The following is a 14,058-nucleotide window of genomic DNA, read 5'->3' on the forward strand; positions in this document are numbered from 1 at the left end:
ATGGCTAAATCCTTGCTGATTATCAGCCGTCAGGCGCCCTGGTCCGGGCCGAGTGCGCGCGAAGCGCTGGACATCGTGCTGGCCGGCGGTGCCTTTGATCTGCCGATCGGCTTGCTGTTTCTCGATGACGGCGTCTTCCAGCTCGCCGCGAAACAGGACGCCAAGGCCCTTCAGCAGAAGGACCTGAGCGCCAACCTGCAAGCCTTGCCGATGTTCGGTGTCGACGAGCTGTTTGTCTGTGGCGACAGCGCTGCAGAACGGGGGCTGGACCCGGCCGGTTTGTCCCTGGACGAAGCGCAGGTGCTGGCCGCCCACGAAATCACCGCACTTATTGACCGTTACGACCAGGTGATCACCCTCTGATGTCGACTTTGCACGTGTTATCTCATTCCCCGTTCGGCGACGATCGCCTGACCAGTTGCCTGCGCTTGATGGGCGCTGACGATGCGTTGCTGCTGACCGGCGACGCGGTTTATGTGTTGCAACCGGGCACCGCGCCGTTCAATGCGCTGAACGCCCGCAATCTGAAACTATTCGTACTGGCCGAAGACGCCCAGGCTCGCGCGCTGGAGATTCCTGACACGGCCAAGGCCATTGATTACCCGGCCTTCGTCGAGCTGTCGATTCACTACGACAAGGTCAACAGTTGGCTATGAACTCCCTGACGGTCGGCGCCCGCGCCATCGAGTTGGACAAGGACGGCTTTCTGGTCGAACTGAGCGACTGGTCCTGCGACGTGGCCAGCGCCCTGGCCGCCGCCGAAGACATCGAGTTGAGCCCCGAACACTGGGAAATCCTCGAACTGCTGCGCAGTTTCTACGCCGAATTCCAGCTGTCCCCGGCCACCCGCCCGCTGATCAAGTACACCGCGCTGAAGCTGGGCCCGGACAAGGGCAACAGCCTGCACCTGAACCGATTGTTCAAAGGCACCCCTGCCAAACTCGCCGCGAAACTGGCGGGCCTGCCCAAACCGACGAATTGCTTATGACCGACTACCCAGCGCTGACCCTCGAAACACCCGCCGAACACCCGTTCGCCCAGTTCGTGCGCATCCTCGGCAAAGGCAAACGCGGCGCCCGCGACCTGACCCGCGAGGAAGCCCGGGTCGCCATGGGCATGGTGCTCGACCACAAGGTCGAAGACACCCAGCTCGGCGCATTCCTGATGCTGTTGCGGCACAAGGAAGAAAGTGCCGAGGAAATGGCGGGGTTCACCGAAGCGTTGCGCGAGCGTCTGAATCCGCCGGCACTAGCCGTCGATCTGGACTGGCCAACCTACGCCGGCAAGAAACGTCATCTGCCGTGGTACCTGCTGGCGGCCAAATGCCTGGCGCAGAACGGCGTGCGGATCTTCATGCACGGCGGCGGCGCACACACGGCGGGTCGGCTCTATAGCGAACAATTGCTCTATGAGTTGAAGATTCCATTGTGCCGCGACTGGCAGCAGGTCGGCGAGGCACTCGATAACGGCGGTCTGGCCTTCATGCCGCTGGTGGATTGGGCGCCCCAGCTGCAACGAATGATCGATCTGCGCAATACGCTGGGCCTGCGCTCGCCGATCCATTCCCTGACGCGGATTCTCAATCCGTTGGGTGCTCGCTGTGGTCTGCAAAGCATTTTCCACCCCGGTTATCAGGCGGTGCATCGCGATGCCAGCGGTTTGCTCGGCGATACCGCGATCGTGGTGAAAGGCGATGGCGGCGAAATCGAGATCAACCCGGACGCCGACAGTCACTTGTACGGCACCACTGGCGGCGAAAGCTGGGACGAGGAATGGCCGCAGCTGTCGGCTCAACGGCACGTAAAACCGGCCACCCTCGATCCCGAGCATTTAAAAGCCGTGTGGCGTGGCGACGTGGTCGACAGCTACCCGCAAATGGCGCTGATCTCGACCATGGCCCTGGCGTTGCGCGGCCTCGGCCAAACCCGCGAGCACGCCTTCGAAACCGCCCAGCAGTATTGGGACGCTCGGAACAAATCGATTTAACCGATCATAAGCGCCCAACCTTTGCGCTTTTTTATCGAACCTATGCGAATAGACTCCTCTCCAACGCTTATTGGTTGAGGAGTCTTGAACATGGGTTTGTTAGTTGAAGGTCGCTGGCATGACCAGTGGTACGAAAGCGGCAAGGACGGTACGTTCCAGCGTGAACAAGCGCAGCGTCGTAACTGGCTGACCGCCGACGGCAAGCCTGGCCCGACCGGTGTCGGTGGCTTTGCGGCCGAGGCCGGTCGTTATCACCTCTACGTGTCCCTTGCCTGTCCATGGGCTCACCGCACGCTGATCCTGCGCAAACTCAAAGGCCTCGAAAGCCTCATCGACGTCTCGGTGGTCAGTTGGCTGATGCTGGAAAACGGCTGGACCTTCGACCGGAACCTCGGATCGACCGGCGACAAACTCGATCACTTCAATTTCATGCATCAGCGCTACACCGCCGATACCGCCGACTACACCGGCCGCGTCACCGTGCCAGTGCTCTGGGACAAACAGCAGAATCGCATCGTCAACAATGAATCGGCGGAGATCATCCGCATGTTCAATGGCGCCTTCGATGATTTGACGGGTAATGACCTGGATTTCTACCCGGCACCGCTGCGGGGTGAGATCGACGCGCTGAACGAACGGATTTATCCGGCGGTGAACAATGGCGTGTATCGCGCGGGGTTTGCCACGTCGCAGCAGGCGTATGAAGAGGCGTTCGACGGGTTGTTTGCGGAACTGGATCGATTGGAAGCGCTGCTAGGCGCCAATCGTTACCTGGTGGGTGAATACCTGACCGAAGCAGATATTCGGCTGTTCACCACGCTGATTCGCTTTGATGCCGTGTATCACGGCCACTTCAAGTGCAACCTGCGGCGGATCGCCGATTATCCCAACCTGTCGAACTGGCTACGCGAGATTTATCAGTGGCCGGGGATTGCCGAGACGGTGGACTTTACCCACATCAAGAATCACTACTACGGCAGCCACAAAACCATTAACCCGACCGGGATTGTGCCTAAAGGGCCGGCGCAGGATTTCACAGCGCCGCATGATCGCGAGCGGTTGAGCGGGAAAGGGGTTTGGCGTAGAGCTGAAGTCTGATCCGAAAAGCGTGTTGATTCTGATGACGCCATCGCGGGCAAGCCTTGCTCCTACGGATGTGTGTCGTTCGCAAAATTGCAAACGACGCCAACCTGTAGGAGCAAGGCTTGCCCGCGATGGGGGCGACGCGGTGTTCAGACTTGTGCCTGAGCGCCCTCGAACCACGCCAGTTTCTCGCGCAATTGCACCACTTCACCAACGATCACCAGCGTCGGCGCATGCACTTCATGCTCCGCCACCAGACTTGGCAAATCCGCCAACGTGCCGGTAAACACCCGCTGATTGACGGTAGTGCCCTGCTGGATCAACGCCGCCGGCGTATCCGCCGCGCGCCCATGCTTGATCAACTGCTCGCAGATGATCGGCAAGCCCACCAGCCCCATGTAAAACACCAGGGTTTGCGCCGGCGCGACCAGGTCGGCCCACGGTAAATCGGTGGAACCGTCCTTCAGGTGCCCGGTGACAAAACGCACAGACTGTGCGTAATCACGGTGAGTCAGCGGAATCCCGGCATACGCCGCGCAACCGCTGGCGGCCGTAATACCCGGCACGACCTGGAACGGGATGCCATGGGCCGCCAGTTCTTCGATCTCTTCACCGCCGCGACCGAAGATGAACGGATCACCGCCCTTCAACCGCACGACCCGTTTGCCTTGTTTGGCCAAATCCACCAATTGCTGGTTGATCTGATCCTGCGGCACAGCGTGATCGGAGCGACGCTTGCCGACGTAAATTCGCTCGGCATCGCGACGGCACAAATCCAGAATCGCCGGTGCCACCAAGCGGTCATACAGCACCACATCGGCTTGCTGCATCAGACGCAAGGCACGGAAGGTCAGCAGGTCGGGATCACCCGGGCCGGCGCCGACCAAATAGACTTCGCCCGTTGCAGTCGGTGCTTCACCGGCAATTTTCGCCAGCATCAAGCGCTCGGCTTCGGCACCCTGCCCGGCCAGTTGCCGGTCGGCAATCGGGCCCTGGAACACATCTTCCCAGAACGCCCGACGCTGCTGCACATCCGGGAACAGGCGTTTGACCTGGCTGCGGAACCGCGCGGCCAGGCCGGCCAGTTGACCGTAGGTGGAAGGAATCCAGGTTTCCAGTTTGGCCCGGATCAACCGCGCCAGCACCGGCGCATCGCCGCCGCTGGAGACCGCAATGATCAAAGGAGAGCGGTCGACGATCGCCGGGAAGATCACGCTGCACAAGGCTGGCGCATCCACCACATTGACCGGCACACAACGGCGATGGGCATCGGCGGAGACTTGCGCGTTCAGCGGTTCGTCGTCGGTGGCGGCAATGATCAGCCCGCAACCATCCAGATCTGCTTCAACGTAGCCTCGCACCAGACACTCGCCACCGCTGTCGGCAACCAGTTCGCGCAGTTGCGGTTCGATTTCAGGTGCGACCACCCGCAGCAGCGCACCGGCTTCGGCCAGCAGGCGGGATTTGCGCAAGGCAATCTCTCCCCCGCCGACGACCAAGACACGACTGCCGCGAAGGTTATGGAACAGCGGCAGATAGTCCATTTAGCCGATGACCTCGAGGCCACCCATGTACGGTTTCAGCACCTCCGGAACACGGATCGAACCGTCGGCCTGCTGGTAGTTTTCCAGCACCGCCACCAGCGTACGACCGACCGCCAGGCCGGAACCGTTCAGGGTGTGCACCAGTTCAGGCTTGCCGGTTTCCGGGTTGCGGAAACGCGCTTGCATGCGACGGGCCTGGAAATCGCCGCAGTTGGAGCACGAGGAAATCTCGCGGTATTTGTCCTGGCTCGGGATCCACACTTCCAGGTCATAGGTCTTGACTGCGCTGAAGCCCATGTCGCCGGTGCACAGCGCAATGGTGCGATAAGGCAGCTCGAGCAATTGCAGGACTTTTTCGGCGTTGGCCGTCAGGCCTTCCAGCGCTTCCATCGAGGTCGACGGCTCAACGATCTGGACCATTTCAACCTTGTCGAACTGATGCTGACGGATCATGCCGCGCGTATCGCGACCCGACGCACCGGCTTCACTGCGAAAGCACGGAGTGTGGGCGACGAACTTGATCGGCAGCAGTTTCGAATCGACGATTTCGCCAGCGACGATGTTGGTCAGCGACACTTCAGCGGTCGGAATCAGGTACAGATCGGCTTCGCCTTCGCGAGTGATCTTGAACAGGTCTTCTTCGAACTTCGGCAGCTGACCCGTGCCTTGCAGCGCCGGCGCTTGAACCAGATAAGGCGTGTACGCCTCTTCGTAACCGTGTTCGCTGGTGTGCAGGTTGATCATGAACTGCGCCAGGGCGCGGTGCATACGAGCGATCGGGCCACGCAACAGGGCGAAACGGGCGCCGGACAGCTTGGCGGCGGTTTCGAAGTCCAGCCAGCCGAATTTCTCGCCCAAGGCCACGTGGTCCTGAACCGGGAAATCGAACGCGGTCGGGGTACCCCAGCGGCGCACTTCGACGTTGCCGTCTTCGTCGTCACCGATCGGCACGGATTCGTGCGGCAGGTTCGGGATGCCGAGCAGGATCGAATCCAGATCGATCTGGATCCCGTCCAGCTCGACTTTACCGGCGCTCAATTCGTTCGCCATGCGCTCGACGTCAGCCATCAGCGGTGCGATGTCTTCGCCGCGCTGCTTGGCCTGGCCGATGGATTTGGAGCGCGCATTACGGTCAGCCTGCAGTGCTTCGGTGCGGGTCTGGACGGTCTTGCGCTGTTCTTCCAGCGCTTCGATGCGCGCAACATCCAGCGTGTAGCCACGGGATGCCAGGCGGTCCGCTACGTCCTGAAGGTTGCTACGTAACAGTTTGGAATCGAGCATGTCGGTCTCTCGTTATCAAAGTTTGGTCAAGGACAGGCCAGCCCAGGTGGCGAGCAGCCCGCCGAATACGCTGATGGCAGCATAGACAAAAGCCAGCGGCATTTGCCCGGTTTCCAGCAGACGCACCGTATCCAGTGAAAAAGATGAAAAAGTCGTCAGCCCCCCGAGGAAGCCGACCATCAACCCGGCGCGCACCTCAATCGGCACCTCCGGGCGTACTAAAAACAGACCGTATAGAACGCCGATCAGCAAACAGCCGACGATATTAACGGCCAGCGTCGCGGTATAGAAGTGCCGCGGCCAATTAGCGTTGATCCAGTTACCCGTGGCAAAGCGTAGAAGCGTTCCGGCGATACCGCCCACGGAAACGGCAACGATCAAAGGAATCACTATTTTCTCCGCTGCCGGGGACTGAGACGGTCAAGTTGCGCAAGGTGATTGAGCTTCTCGCCGATCTTCAGCTCCAGACCACGCGGCACCGGCTGATAGAACGGTTGTGGCTCGAGTTCTTCCGGGAAATAGTCTTCGCCAGCGGCGTAAGCGTCCGGCTCATCGTGGGCGTAACGGTATTCATCGCCATAACCCAGTTGTTTCATCAGCTTGGTCGGAGCGTTGCGCAGGTGCAGCGGCACTTCCAGCGAACCGTGTTCGGTGGCGCTGCGCATCGCGGCTTTGAAACCCATGTACACCGCGTTGCTTTTCGGCGCACAAGCCAAATAAGTGATGGCCTGGGCCACCGCCAATTCGCCTTCAGGGCTGCCGAGACGCTCCTGCACTTCCCACGCTGCCAGGCACAGGCTCAAGGCGCGCGGGTCGGCGTTGCCGATGTCTTCGCTGGCCATGCGCACCACGCGCCGGGCCAGGTACAACGGATCGCAACCGCCGTCGATCATCCGCGCGAACCAATACAACGCGCCATCAGGATTGGAGCCGCGCACCGATTTATGCAGCGCAGAGATCTGGTCGTAAAACGCTTCGCCGCCCTTGTCGAAACGCCGGCGGGTATCACCGAGCAGGCTTTGCAGCAGGTCGACGCCGATCTCGCTGTTGTCTTCAGCCAGGTCCGAGGCGTTTTCCAGCAAGTTGAGCAGACGCCGGCCATCGCCATCGGCGGCCGACAGCAGCATCTGGAAGCCTTCATCGCTGAGGGTCAATTGCCGCTTGCCCAAACCACGCTCTTCAGTCAGCGCGCGATGCACCAGTTTGCGCAGGGCCGCTTCGTCGAGGCTTTTGAGCACGTAGACGCGGGCTCGGGAGAGCAACGCGTTGTTGAGTTCAAACGAGGGGTTTTCAGTGGTTGCGCCGATGAAAATCAACGTGCCGTCTTCGACGTACGGCAGGAACGCGTCCTGCTGGGACTTGTTGAAGCGATGCACTTCATCGACGAACAGGATGGTTCGCTTGCCGTACTGCCCGGCCTGCTGCTTGGCGATTTCCACCGCCTGACGGATTTCCTTCACCCCGGCCAATACCGCCGAAACCGTTTCGAAGTGCGCATCCGAGACTTCCGCCAGCAGCCGCGCCAGTGTGGTTTTGCCCACACCCGGCGGCCCCCAGAAAATCATCGAGTGCAGGGCACCCTGCTCCAGCGCTTCGCGCAAAGGCTTGCCGCGAGCGAGCAGGTGTTCCTGACCGACGTACTCGTCCAGATTGGCAGCACGCAAACGGGCGGCCAAGGGCTGAGCAATCGGGGCACTGCGAAACAGGTCCATCACGTATTGTTAAAACCTCACTTATTGCGCAGTACTCATGCCTGGCGAAAATCCTGTGGCGAGGGGATTTATCCCCGTTCGGCTGCGCAGCAGTCGCGAAACCATTGCATGCGGTATTCCTGATACACCGCACTAACAGATCTTGGGGCCGCTTCGCGGCCCAACGGGGATAAATCCCCTCGCCACAAAAGCCCGTTCCCACAGGTTATGCGTTTTATTCCTGGATCACGTCGGCACCCTTCGGGATGTCGAACTTGAACTTGGAAGCCGGGATCGGTTCGTTGGCTTTCACGCCGGTGAACAGGATGTTGGTGCGCTGACCGACGCTGTCGATCATCTGCATGTCATTGACCAGGCCATTGCGGAACGACAGACGCAGGCTGTCGAACAGGGTGTCCTTGGTTTTCGGCTTCAAGGTGAAGTCGATCACGCCACCGGCTTCCTTGGCGCTGATGTCGAAGCTCTGGCTGATCTTGGACACGTCGCCGGATAGCAGCAACGCCGGGGTCTGGGTCAGGCGCTGGTCGAGGGTCTTGATGGTGGCCTGTTCCAGGTCCGGGTCCCACAACGTCACCTTCTTGCCGTCGGAAACCATCGTTTGTTCAGCCGGCGCGTTGGTGTGCCAGTAAAACAAGCCAGGACGCTGCAAGGACATTTCACCCGCGGTTTCCTGCAACTGGGTGCCGCTGCCGTCGAGGGTCAGCTGGGAGAAACGCGCGGTCAGGGTCTGGGATTTTTCCAGCAATTGGGTCAGACGCGCCACGTCCTTGTCATCGGCGTGGGCCGAGAGCGTGGTCAAAGCCAAAACCGGCAGCAACAGCATGCGGATAAGACGCATGGGAGTCCTCATAACATTCGTGGGGGTGCGATGGCGCGTTATTACGCCACCGCGCTTCAATCAATTCAGTCGCGTACCGGGCCCGGAGCCAGGACTTCACGCGAACCGTTGGTGTTCATGGACGTCACGACCCCGGCCATTTCCATGGCTTCGATCATGCGCGCGGCGCGGTTGTAGCCGATTTTCAGCTTGCGCTGAACCGCAGAGATGGACGCACGACGGCTTTCCAGTACGAACTGCACCGCTTCGTCGTAGAGCGCATCGGATTCACTGTCTTCGTCGCCGCCGCTGCCGCCTTCAAAGCCGCTACCCGGCTCTTCGACACCGGCGAGGATCTCGTCGTTGTATTCCGGCGCACCGCGCAGTTTCCAGGCTTCGACCACCCGGTGAACCTCGTCATCGGACACAAAGGCACCGTGGACACGAATCGGCAGACTGGTGCCCGGCGGCATGTAAAGCATGTCCCCGTGGCCCAGCAGTTGTTCAGCACCGCCCTGGTCGATGATGGTCCGGGAGTCGATCTTGCTCGACACCTGGAACGCCATACGGGTCGGAATGTTGGCCTTGATCAGACCGGTGATCACGTCAACCGACGGACGCTGGGTCGCGAGGATCAAGTGGATACCAGCCGCACGCGCCTTCTGGGCGATACGGGCGATCAGTTCTTCCACCTTCTTGCCGACGATCATCATCATGTCGGCGAATTCGTCCACCACCACGACAATCGTCGGCAGCTTGGTCAGCAGCGGCGCTTCGTCGTGAATGCTTTCGCGCTTGTACAACGGATCGGTCAACGGCGTACCGGCGTCCTGGGCTTCCTTGACCTTGGCATTGAAGCCCGACAGGTTACGCACGCCCATTTTCGCCATCAGTTTGTAGCGACGCTCCATCTCCGCCACGCTCCAGCGCAGGGCGTTGGCAGCGTCCTTCATGTCGGTCACGACCGGGCACAACAGGTGCGGAATGCCTTCGTAGATCGACAGTTCAAGCATTTTCGGGTCGATCATGATCAGCTTGGCGTCTTCCGGGCCGGACTTGAACAGGATCGACAGGATCATCGCGTTCACGCCCACCGATTTACCGGAACCGGTCGTACCAGCTACCAGCAAGTGAGGCATTTTCGCGAGGTCGGTGATGACCGGTTTGCCGCCGATGTCGTGACCCAGGGCTAAAGTGACCGGCGACTTGAAGTTGTCGTACTCGGGGGTCGATAGCACTTCGGAGAAGCGCACGATCTGGCGGTCTTCGTTAGGAATCTCGATACCGACAGTGGTCTTGCCCGGAATCACTTCCACCACACGCACGCTGGTCACGGCCAGGGAACGTGCCAGGTCTTTCGCCAGATTGGAGATGCGGCTGACCTTGACGCCGGCCGCTGGCTGGATTTCGTAACGGGTAATCACCGGGCCCGGGTGAATCGAATCCACCGAGACTTCGACGCCGAATTCCTTGAGCTTGATTTCCAGCAAGTGGCCGACGGCTGCCAGCGACTCTGGGGAATAATTGAGTTGTTTCTTTTCTGCCGGGTCGAGAATCGAAATCGGCGGCAAGGTGCCCTCGACGGCGCTGTCGACGAACAACGGCGCCTGCTTCTCTTTCTCCACGCGCTTGCTGGGCGCCGCTGGCTTGGGCGGAGCTGGGGCAATCACCGGCGGCACCTGCTTCTCGCGGTCCGACATGTGCTTGCTCAACGCTTGCTCGCGCTCGATCAGGCGTTCCTTGACCTTGGCCTGTTCGCGCTTGTCGGTGACGGTCGGCGCGACCACGTCATGCACGCGATCATCAACTTCACGCAACTGCGCAACCAATTGTTTGCGCTCGACACGGGCCGCCCACCAGCGGTTGGCCGCGCCTTGGAACAATTCGAACAGGTCGAGGGTGATCTTGCCGGTGAGGTCCATCACTTTGAACCAAGACAGGTCGGTGAACACAGTCAGGCCGAACAGGAACAATGCAATGAGCAACAGTGTACTGCCCTGGATATTCAGGGCGTTCCTGGCCAGATCACCGAGGCTTTCGCCCAAAGCGCCGCCAGCGCCGGCCGGCAGACCGGTCGCGGCATGGAAATGGATATGGGCCAGGGCCGCGCCCGACAGCACCAGAAACACCAGGCCGATCAGGCGCCAGGAGAACAGCCAGCCGCTCCACTCCCACTGCTCGTGGCGCTGACGGAAGATTTGATATGCCTTGATCGCCAGCAATAGCGGGAAGATGTAGGCAAAGTAACCCAACACCATGAACAGGATATCGGCGCTGTAGGAGCCGACCGGCCCGCCGAAGTTCTGCACATCGTCAATCTTGCTGTTATGGCTCCAGCCCGGATCGTCCTTGCCGTAGGTCAACAAGGCCATCATCAGGAACAGGCACAAGCCGCCGATGGCGATCAATGCACCTTCCTTGAGCCGGTAGTGCAATTGCTGGCGCCAGAGCGGAACGACTGTTTTTGGTGCTGCGGTGGATTTCTTCAAAACGCTTCTTTTCCTGCGCCTGTGGCGCGTCCATCTGTTGATTGACTATAAAAAACTGCCCAATCCAGGCAGGTAAAAAAGTTAACAGGCGTAACTGAGACTACTTTTAACACTACGCTCCGGTTTTTATAAACACGACGCACGGCGTTTATTTTATTACAAACACTGTAACAGGCAGGCATTGTACGGGTTTGTTCGTCCGATGCCATGCTTGAAACCCAAGGTGTAGCATAGCCAACAGCACATAACGTGCGGTTCAATTTGAGCATGCATTCTCTTTTGTGACAAAGGCTTATGAGGTGTTTTTATGAGCGAAGCGAAGCATTCCCGCCTGATCATTCTGGGTTCCGGCCCTGCCGGTTACAGCGCAGCCGTTTATGCCGCTCGCGCCAACCTCAATCCCGTTGTCATCACCGGCATACAGGCAGGTGGCCAGCTCACCACCACCGTCGAAGTCGACAACTGGCCCGGTGATGTCGAAGGCCTTACCGGTCCGGTGCTGATGGAACGCATGCAAAAACACGCCGAGCGCTTTCATACAGAGATCGTTTACGACCACATCCACACCGCCAAGTTGCAGCAGCGCCCATTCGAACTCATAGGCGACAGCGGCACTTACACCTGTGATGCGCTGATTATCGCCACCGGCGCCTCGGCGCAATACCTGGGACTGCCATCGGAAGAGACATTTGCCGGCAAAGGGGTGTCGGCCTGCGCGACGTGCGACGGTTTCTTCTATCGCAATCAGGTGGTCGCAGTCGTTGGCGGCGGCAACACGGCGGTTGAAGAAGCGCTATACCTGTCGAACATCGCCAAGGAAGTTCACCTGATTCACCGGCGTGACAAGTTGCGCTCGGAGAAAATACTTCAAGACAAACTCTTCGAAAAAGCCGCCAAAGGCAATATCCGCCTGCACTGGAATCAGAATCTGGATGAAGTGCTGGGGGATACCAGCGGTGTGACCGGCGCCCGCCTGCGGGACAGCCACACCGACGAAACCAGTGAATTGCCGCTGACCGGCGTGTTCATCGCCATCGGCCACAAACCCAACACCGACCTGTTCGAGGGTCAGCTGAAAATGCGTGACGGCTACCTGCTGGTCAAGGGCGGCAGCGAAGGCGACGCTACCAGCACCGAGATCCCGGGCGTGTTTGCCGCCGGCGACGTGGCCGATCACGTTTACCGCCAGGCCGTGACGTCTGCCGGGGCCGGTTGCATGGCCGCACTGGACGCCGAGAAGTATCTCGACGACATTCCAGTCGTTTGACGGCACACTTCACGGTGGGCCCACCCGCCCACCACTGCCCTCCCCTTCTGCAAGCCCGGATGCCATGCTGACTTGGTTACAACGCAACACCCTGACCTTCCCGCCCCTGGAAAAAGCCATGCGCGATCCCAACGGGCTGTTGGCCGCGGGCGGGGATCTGTCCGCCGATCGTCTGATTCAGGCCTATCGCCACGGCTGTTTTCCGTGGTTCTCGGAAGGCCAGCCGATACTCTGGTGGTCGCCGGATCCACGCACCGTACTGTTTCCCGACGAACTGCATGTCTCGCGCAGCCTGAACAAACTGCTGCGCCAGCAACGCTATCAAGTGACCTTTGATCAGGATTTTGCCGCGGTCATCCGCGCTTGCGCCGCGCCTCGGGATTACGCCGACGGCACCTGGATCACAGAAGCCATGCAGAACGCCTACCTCGAGCTGCACAAGCGTGGCTACGCCCATTCGGTGGAAGTCTGGGACCAGGGCGAACTGGTCGGTGGGCTCTATGGCCTGGCGATGGGTCAGCTGTTTTTCGGAGAATCCATGTTCAGCCGCGCCGATAACGCCTCGAAATATGGCTTTGCCACACTGGTCCGACATCTGAAAGACTCAGGCTTTGTGCTGATTGACTGCCAGATGCCGACCGACCATCTGCACAGCCTCGGCGCGCGAGCGATCCCCCGCCGCGAGTTTGCCGACTACCTTGCGCAGCATCTGGATCAACCCAGCCGCGCGACCTGGGTTTGCTGAGCGGCTTTTGCGCCAGTGGCTTACACTTATTCAAAAGCTTATACCGAGGGTTGATCATGACCGAGTTGGCGCGTTTGAAGTTTTATGCCACTCAGCCCCACTCTTGCAGCTATCTGCCCGAGGAGCAGGCCACAACCCTGTTTCTCGACCCTAGTCAGCCCATGGATGTGCATGTCTACGCAGATCTGTCTGAAATGGGCTTCCGTCGCAGCGGCGATCACCTCTACCGGCCCCATTGTCAGAATTGCAATGCGTGTGTACCGGCGCGCATCCCTGTGGCGCAATTTTCGCCCAACCGCCAGCAGAAACGCATTTTCAAACGCAACGTCGACCTAAAGGTGCGTCCTGGCAGGCCGCAATTCAGCGAAGAGTATTTCGACCTTTATCAGCGCTATATCGAACAGCGTCACGCCGATGGCGATATGTACCCGCCGAGTCGCGATCAGTTTGCGACGTTCCTGGTACGTGATCTGCCGTTTTCCCGATTCTACGAATTCCGCCTCGAAGGACGACTGGTAGCGGTGGCCGTCACCGACTTGCTGCCGAACGGTCTGTCGGCGGTCTACACCTTCTACGAGCCCGCTGAAGAACGCCGCAGCCTGGGGCGTTATGCGATTCTCTGGCAAATCGGCGAGGCTCAGCGTCTGGGGCTGGAAGCCGTTTATCTGGGCTATTGGATCAAAAACTGCAAAAAGATGAGCTACAAGACTCAATATCGACCTATCGAACTGCTGATTAATCAGCGCTGGGTCATCCTGAACTAGAGCAAGCCGTAAACCCCTTGGCTTAAACCCCATTTTTCGGGCACAATGCACGCCGCTTTTGCCTGGCGCAGTTGCACCGGGCCATTCATTGGACACCGAGGGCTTTACTGCATGTCGAAAGAAGACAGCTTCGAAATGGAAGGCACTGTCGTCGACACCCTGCCCAACACCATGTTTCGTGTGGAGTTGGAAAATGGGCACGTCGTAACCGCGCATATCTCCGGCAAGATGCGCAAGAACTACATCCGTATTCTTACCGGTGACAAAGTGCGCGTCGAGCTGACGCCCTATGACTTGAGCAAAGGGCGCATCACTTACCGCGCTCGCTAATCAAGTCAATACAAAACGCCCGGTTTATGCCGGGCGTTTT

Annotated in this window: 16 protein-coding genes; 9 read left to right on the plus strand and 7 right to left on the minus strand. The window is 59.6% G+C overall.

Annotated features, from left to right (window positions below; all coding sequences use genetic code 11):
- From tusC to ACYZUA_RS21290, 5 genes are all read left to right on the plus strand, one after another.
- Complete coding sequence (gene tusC / locus ACYZUA_RS21270) at positions 1-363, plus strand: sulfurtransferase complex subunit TusC (protein WP_461960497.1); 363 nt, start codon at positions 1-3, stop codon at positions 361-363.
- Positions 363-656, plus strand: a complete 294-nt coding sequence (gene tusB / locus ACYZUA_RS21275; RefSeq protein WP_461960498.1) for a sulfurtransferase complex subunit TusB — start codon at positions 363-365, stop codon at positions 654-656. The genes tusC and tusB overlap by 1 nt, the downstream gene beginning before the upstream one ends.
- Complete coding sequence (locus ACYZUA_RS21280; RefSeq protein WP_056743897.1) at positions 653-988, plus strand: TusE/DsrC/DsvC family sulfur relay protein; 336 nt, start codon at positions 653-655, stop codon at positions 986-988. Before tusB ends, ACYZUA_RS21280 begins: the two co-directional genes overlap by 4 nt.
- The gene (locus ACYZUA_RS21285) at positions 985-1,986 is read left to right on the plus strand and encodes a glycosyl transferase family protein (RefSeq protein ID WP_461960499.1); all 1,002 of its coding nucleotides are present in this window, start codon (positions 985-987) and stop codon (positions 1,984-1,986) included. The genes ACYZUA_RS21280 and ACYZUA_RS21285 overlap by 4 nt, the downstream gene beginning before the upstream one ends.
- A gap of 90 nt (positions 1,987-2,076) precedes the next feature.
- Positions 2,077-3,084 carry a glutathione S-transferase family protein gene (locus tag ACYZUA_RS21290; protein WP_461960500.1) on the plus strand — a complete coding sequence of 336 codons (1,008 nt, stop codon included), beginning with the start codon at positions 2,077-2,079 and terminating at the stop codon, positions 3,082-3,084.
- Positions 3,085-3,218: 134 nt separating this feature from the next.
- Here ACYZUA_RS21290 and cysG read toward each other — a convergent pair whose 3' ends face one another.
- From cysG to ACYZUA_RS21325, 7 genes are all read right to left on the minus strand, one after another.
- The gene (gene cysG, locus ACYZUA_RS21295; RefSeq protein ID WP_461960501.1) at positions 3,219-4,613 is read right to left on the minus strand and encodes a siroheme synthase CysG; all 1,395 of its coding nucleotides are present in this window, start codon (positions 4,611-4,613) and stop codon (positions 3,219-3,221) included.
- A complete protein-coding gene (serS, locus tag ACYZUA_RS21300; RefSeq protein WP_461960502.1) occupies positions 4,614-5,894 on the minus strand; it encodes a serine--tRNA ligase in 1,281 nt (426 codons plus the stop codon).
- Positions 5,895-5,909: 15 nt separating this feature from the next.
- A complete protein-coding gene (crcB, locus tag ACYZUA_RS21305; protein WP_046049410.1) occupies positions 5,910-6,284 on the minus strand; it encodes a fluoride efflux transporter CrcB in 375 nt (124 codons plus the stop codon).
- On the minus strand, positions 6,284-7,606 hold the full coding sequence (locus ACYZUA_RS21310; RefSeq protein WP_027925133.1) for a replication-associated recombination protein A: 1,323 nt from the start codon (positions 7,604-7,606) through the stop codon (positions 6,284-6,286). The genes crcB and ACYZUA_RS21310 overlap by 1 nt, the downstream gene beginning before the upstream one ends.
- 214 nt (positions 7,607-7,820) lie before the next feature.
- Positions 7,821-8,444 carry an outer membrane lipoprotein periplasmic chaperone LolA gene (lolA, locus tag ACYZUA_RS21315; protein ID WP_018925528.1) on the minus strand — a complete coding sequence of 208 codons (624 nt, stop codon included), beginning with the start codon at positions 8,442-8,444 and terminating at the stop codon, positions 7,821-7,823.
- A 65-nt stretch (positions 8,445-8,509) separates the two neighbouring features.
- Positions 8,510-10,912: a DNA translocase FtsK gene (locus ACYZUA_RS21320; RefSeq protein WP_461960503.1), complete on the minus strand. Its 2,403-nt coding sequence runs from the start codon at positions 10,910-10,912 to the stop codon at positions 8,510-8,512.
- The gene (locus ACYZUA_RS21325; protein WP_461960504.1) at positions 10,909-11,181 is read right to left on the minus strand and encodes a hypothetical protein; all 273 of its coding nucleotides are present in this window, start codon (positions 11,179-11,181) and stop codon (positions 10,909-10,911) included. The genes ACYZUA_RS21320 and ACYZUA_RS21325 overlap by 4 nt, the downstream gene beginning before the upstream one ends.
- 38 nt (positions 11,182-11,219) lie before the next feature.
- Between ACYZUA_RS21325 and trxB the strand changes: the two genes are divergently transcribed.
- The 4 genes from trxB (at position 11,220) to infA (ending at position 14,018) form a co-directional block, all read left to right on the plus strand.
- The gene (trxB, locus tag ACYZUA_RS21330; RefSeq protein ID WP_461960505.1) at positions 11,220-12,179 is read left to right on the plus strand and encodes a thioredoxin-disulfide reductase; all 960 of its coding nucleotides are present in this window, start codon (positions 11,220-11,222) and stop codon (positions 12,177-12,179) included.
- Between the two features lie 64 nt (positions 12,180-12,243).
- Complete coding sequence (gene aat, locus ACYZUA_RS21335; RefSeq protein WP_046049405.1) at positions 12,244-12,924, plus strand: leucyl/phenylalanyl-tRNA--protein transferase; 681 nt, start codon at positions 12,244-12,246, stop codon at positions 12,922-12,924.
- A gap of 56 nt (positions 12,925-12,980) precedes the next feature.
- Positions 12,981-13,688, plus strand: a complete 708-nt coding sequence (locus ACYZUA_RS21340; RefSeq protein WP_461960506.1) for an arginyltransferase — start codon at positions 12,981-12,983, stop codon at positions 13,686-13,688.
- A gap of 111 nt (positions 13,689-13,799) precedes the next feature.
- Positions 13,800-14,018: a translation initiation factor IF-1 gene (infA, locus tag ACYZUA_RS21345; RefSeq protein ID WP_002553999.1), complete on the plus strand. Its 219-nt coding sequence runs from the start codon at positions 13,800-13,802 to the stop codon at positions 14,016-14,018.
- The last annotated feature ends 40 nt before the right edge of the window (positions 14,019-14,058 follow it).

The organism is Pseudomonas sp. LS2P72 (genome assembly GCF_054897865.1).

What these genes read in the sequence shown, in the direction of transcription:
- ACYZUA_RS21340 (WP_461960506.1), top strand. Translation starts at nt 12,981, where the DNA reads ATGACCGAGTTGGCGCGTTTGAAGTTTTATGCCACTCAGCCCCACTCT.
- cysG (WP_461960501.1), bottom strand. Translation starts at nt 4,613, where the DNA reads ATGGACTATCTGCCGCTGTTCCATAACCTTCGCGGCAGTCGTGTCTTG.
- serS (WP_461960502.1), bottom strand. Translation starts at nt 5,894, where the DNA reads ATGCTCGATTCCAAACTGTTACGTAGCAACCTTCAGGACGTAGCGGAC.
- infA (WP_002553999.1), top strand. Translation starts at nt 13,800, where the DNA reads ATGTCGAAAGAAGACAGCTTCGAAATGGAAGGCACTGTCGTCGACACC.
- trxB (WP_461960505.1), top strand. Translation starts at nt 11,220, where the DNA reads ATGAGCGAAGCGAAGCATTCCCGCCTGATCATTCTGGGTTCCGGCCCT.
- ACYZUA_RS21310 (WP_027925133.1), bottom strand. Translation starts at nt 7,606, where the DNA reads ATGGACCTGTTTCGCAGTGCCCCGATTGCTCAGCCCTTGGCCGCCCGT.
- ACYZUA_RS21285 (WP_461960499.1), top strand. Translation starts at nt 985, where the DNA reads ATGACCGACTACCCAGCGCTGACCCTCGAAACACCCGCCGAACACCCG.
- tusC (WP_461960497.1), top strand. Translation starts at nt 1, where the DNA reads ATGGCTAAATCCTTGCTGATTATCAGCCGTCAGGCGCCCTGGTCCGGG.
- tusB (WP_461960498.1), top strand. Translation starts at nt 363, where the DNA reads ATGTCGACTTTGCACGTGTTATCTCATTCCCCGTTCGGCGACGATCGC.
- ACYZUA_RS21325 (WP_461960504.1), bottom strand. Translation starts at nt 11,181, where the DNA reads ATGCTCAAATTGAACCGCACGTTATGTGCTGTTGGCTATGCTACACCT.
- ACYZUA_RS21280 (WP_056743897.1), top strand. Translation starts at nt 653, where the DNA reads ATGAACTCCCTGACGGTCGGCGCCCGCGCCATCGAGTTGGACAAGGAC.
- aat (WP_046049405.1), top strand. Translation starts at nt 12,244, where the DNA reads ATGCTGACTTGGTTACAACGCAACACCCTGACCTTCCCGCCCCTGGAA.
- lolA (WP_018925528.1), bottom strand. Translation starts at nt 8,444, where the DNA reads ATGCGTCTTATCCGCATGCTGTTGCTGCCGGTTTTGGCTTTGACCACG.
- ACYZUA_RS21290 (WP_461960500.1), top strand. Translation starts at nt 2,077, where the DNA reads ATGGGTTTGTTAGTTGAAGGTCGCTGGCATGACCAGTGGTACGAAAGC.